The organism is Pseudomonas sp., assembly GCF_050739995.1.
GTDB lineage: Bacteria > Pseudomonadota > Gammaproteobacteria > Pseudomonadales > Pseudomonadaceae > Aquipseudomonas.
In genome coordinates, this window is the sequence record NZ_JBOICG010000156.1 from 1 (window position 1) to 3,183 (window position 3,183).

General features: G+C 60.6%; 4 protein-coding genes. 1 reads left to right on the forward strand and 3 read right to left on the reverse strand.

All coding sequences use genetic code 11. The annotated features are described in order from the left end of the window. From zapE to ACRESD_RS05500, 3 genes are all read right to left on the reverse strand, one after another. Positions 1 to 379: AFG1/ZapE family ATPase (gene zapE / locus ACRESD_RS05490; protein WP_431749999.1), on the reverse strand; the 379-nt coding region annotated here is incomplete at its 3' end. A 79-nt stretch (positions 380 to 458) separates the two neighbouring features. Further along, positions 459 to 1,814: a tryptophan--tRNA ligase gene (locus tag ACRESD_RS05495; protein ID WP_431750000.1), complete on the reverse strand. Its 1,356-nt coding sequence runs from the start codon at positions 1,812 to 1,814 to the stop codon at positions 459 to 461. 24 nt (positions 1,815 to 1,838) lie between these two features. Further along, positions 1,839 to 2,468, reverse strand: a complete 630-nt coding sequence (locus ACRESD_RS05500; RefSeq protein WP_431750001.1) for an alpha/beta hydrolase — start codon at positions 2,466 to 2,468, stop codon at positions 1,839 to 1,841. 147 nt (positions 2,469 to 2,615) lie between these two features. Here ACRESD_RS05500 and ACRESD_RS05505 point away from each other — a divergent pair, with 147 nt between their 5' ends. Next, a complete protein-coding gene (locus ACRESD_RS05505) occupies positions 2,616 to 3,053 on the forward strand; it encodes a YhcB family protein (RefSeq protein WP_057724532.1) in 438 nt (145 codons plus the stop codon). The last annotated feature ends 130 nt before the right edge of the window (positions 3,054 to 3,183 follow it).

A 3,183-nucleotide genomic window follows, 5' to 3' on the forward strand; every position in this document is an offset into this window, starting at 1 on the left:
CCCGCGCTTCGTCGGCAAAACGCTTGGCGATGATGGTCAGCGGGTTTTTCTCGCCCGGCAGGGTCTTCATCTCTTCGTGCACACGCTTCATGAAGCGGTGGAAGTGAGTACGGACCTTTTCCTTGAATGGCAGCGCTTCGAAGAAGGTGTCCACCAGGTAGGTCTTGCCACGGCCGACGCCGCCCCAGAAGTACAGGCCCTTGACCGGCGTGCGGTCTTTCTTGCCAAACAGCTTGCTGAGCATCCCCGGCTTGCTTTGCGAGGCCGCGAGCAGGTCGTCGTAGAGGCGCTGCAAATGACGCACCGCCGTTTCCTGGGCCGCGTCATGGAAGAATTCAGGGCGTTTCAGATCAGCTTGATATCGTTCTAGGGGCGTCATAATTTCGTTAGCAAGGCAACAAAATCGGGCCGTCACTGTAGCGACGGCCCTGGATAATGGCAATCAACCCTTGGTCGGGTTAATCCTCGACGGGGGTCAACGCAACGCGCAAGGCGGCGACGGCGGCATCGCGCGACGTTTCGTCGGCGAATTCGGCGCTGTCAGCCATGGCGGCACCGTCCAGCCATACGCTGAAGCCCAGGGCTTCGGTACGCACGTCCAACACGTCGCCGCTTTGCAGTTGCTTGGTCACCGCGCCCGCCGCCTTGCCGTCGGCAAAGTGGCGCGACAGCAGCAGTTGTTCGCCATCGGCTGCCAGCAGGCGGAAACGGAAGCTGCCGTCAGCTTCGCGGAAACTCACGAAGCGCGCAGCTTTCGCGGCTTTCTTCTTGGTCGCGACCGGCGCCGCAGCCTGATTGACGAACGAGCGCAAACCCACCGCCTCACGCAACTCGGCCAGGAACGGCGCCGCCACGGCCCGCGCCTTGTTGGCGCCAACCTGCAGCAGGTCTTCCATGTCCGACGGGCGCGACATCAGTTGATGGTAACGCTCGCGAGCTTCACCCAACTGACCGTCCAGCAGCTGGAACAGACGGTTCTTCGCCTCGCCCCAGCCCAGGCCTTGCAGCAGTTCGGCACGGAACTCTTGTTCCTGAGCCGCAGTGGCAAATGCCTGGTACAGGGTAAACAGATGCGAGTTGTCCGGGTCCTTGGCTTCACCTGGTGCGCGGGAGTCGGTGACGATGCGCGAGATCGCGTCCTTCATGTCCTTGGCGCTGGTGAACAACGGGATGGTGTTGTCATAGCTCTTGGACATCTTGCGACCGTCCAGGCCCGGCAAGGTGGCGACGCTTTCTTCGATCAACGCCTCGGGCATGGTGAAGAATTCTTTACCGTTGCCGAACAGGTGGTTGAAGCGCTGGCCGATATCACGGGCCATTTCCACGTGCTGGATCTGGTCGCGACCGACCGGCACCTTGTGCGCGTTGAACATCAGGATGTCCGCCGCCATCAGCACCGGGTAGCTGTAGAGGCCCATGCTGATGCCCGCATCCGGGTCTTCGCCGGCTTCCACGTTCTTGTCCACAGAGGCCTTGTACGCATGGGCGCGGTTAAGCAGGCCCTTGGCGGCAACGCAGGTGAGCAGCCAGGTCAGCTCGGGGATTTCCGGGATGTCCGACTGGCGGTAGAAAGTCACCCGGTTCACATCCAGGCCACCGGCCAGCCAGGTCGCGGCGATTTCCATGCGCGAGCGCTGGATGCGCTGCGGGTCATCGCACTTGATCAGGGCGTGGTAGTCGGCCAAGAAGTAGAAGGAGTCGGCATTGGCGTCCTGGCTGGCGAGGATCGCCGGGCGGATCGCACCGGCGTAGTTGCCCAGGTGCGGCGTGCCGGTGGTGGTGATGCCGGTGAGGATACGGGTACGAGTCGTCATGGGTAATCGCTTATCAGACTGCTATCAATTCGAGAGACGCGGCAGCACCAGATCCTTCAGATCGGTGAGCTTGCCGTGAAAAAAGTGTCCGCATTCTGCCACTTTCAGCAGCTCATGGGGGCGTTTCAAGGCGGCGGACCAGTCGTAGACGGCCTGCGGATCGACCACTTCGTCGGTTTCCGGCTGAATCAGCGTCAATGGGCAACCCTGTGGCAGCGCATCGGTATCGCGCAGGCGCATCACCGCAGCAGCGACCATGAACAGGTGCGCGAGTTTTTCACCCTTGGCTTCCAAACGACCACCGAGGCTGGCGGCCACGTAGCCACCGAAGGAAAAGCCGAGCAAGGTGATCGGCAGGTCCGGGTGTTTTTCCCGCAGCCAGGTGGCGGCCGCTTCGGCATCGTCCACTTCGCCGGTGCTCATGTCGTGGGTGCCGGCACTGGCGCCGACGCCACGGTAATTGAAACGCAAGGTAATCAAACCGGCATCACGGGCGGTGCGTTGCAGGGTCGATACGACTTTATTGAGCATGGTCCCACCCTGCACAGGGTTGGGGTGGCAGATCAGCGCCAGGCCACGTGGCTCGGGGTGATCCAGGTACAGGGCTTCCAATTGGCCTACCGGGCCATCGATCAAAACGGGGGTTTCACGCATGAGCAAGAGATGAACTCCGTGACCTCACAAAGGGTCGACTCGTCTAGCTAAAAGTCTGTGCATGGCATCATTGCGAGCTTAATCGCGGTATACAGCGCAGGTTTGAGCCGTTAACGTAAAGCAAAGCCGTTTATAGAGGAAGGACTCGTGGAACACTCGCTCTTAGTTTGGTTGTTGCCGACTCTTGCCCTGGTTGCCGGTGTCGCCATTGGTTTCCTGGTTGCTCGCTTGCTGCCGAATGCCGCGCCTAACCGCACGCAACGTCAGCTGGATGACATTCAGGAACGTTTTGACAGTTATCAGAACGAGGTTGTTACCCACTTCAACAGCACCGCGACCCTGGTCAAGAAGCTCACCCAGAGCTACCAGGAAGTACAGGATCACCTCGCCGATGGCGCCAACCGCCTGGCCCTCGACGACATTACCCGTCAGCGCCTGCTGGCCGCGCTGCATTCCGATGCACCGCAAACTCCACGGGAGCGCCTGACCCCGCCACGGGAAAACCAGGAGCCACCACGGGACTACGCGCCCAAAACGCCAGACGCCCCAGGCATGCTGGATGAGCATTACGGCTTGAAGAAGTAAGTCATCTTCAAGCACTAAAAAGCCCGGCTGATCGATGATCAGCCGGGCTTTTTATTGGGTGCTCACTCTCAAGCACACCAGAGATCCACTGTGGGAGGGGGCTTGCCCCCGATAGCGGTCTATCAATTAC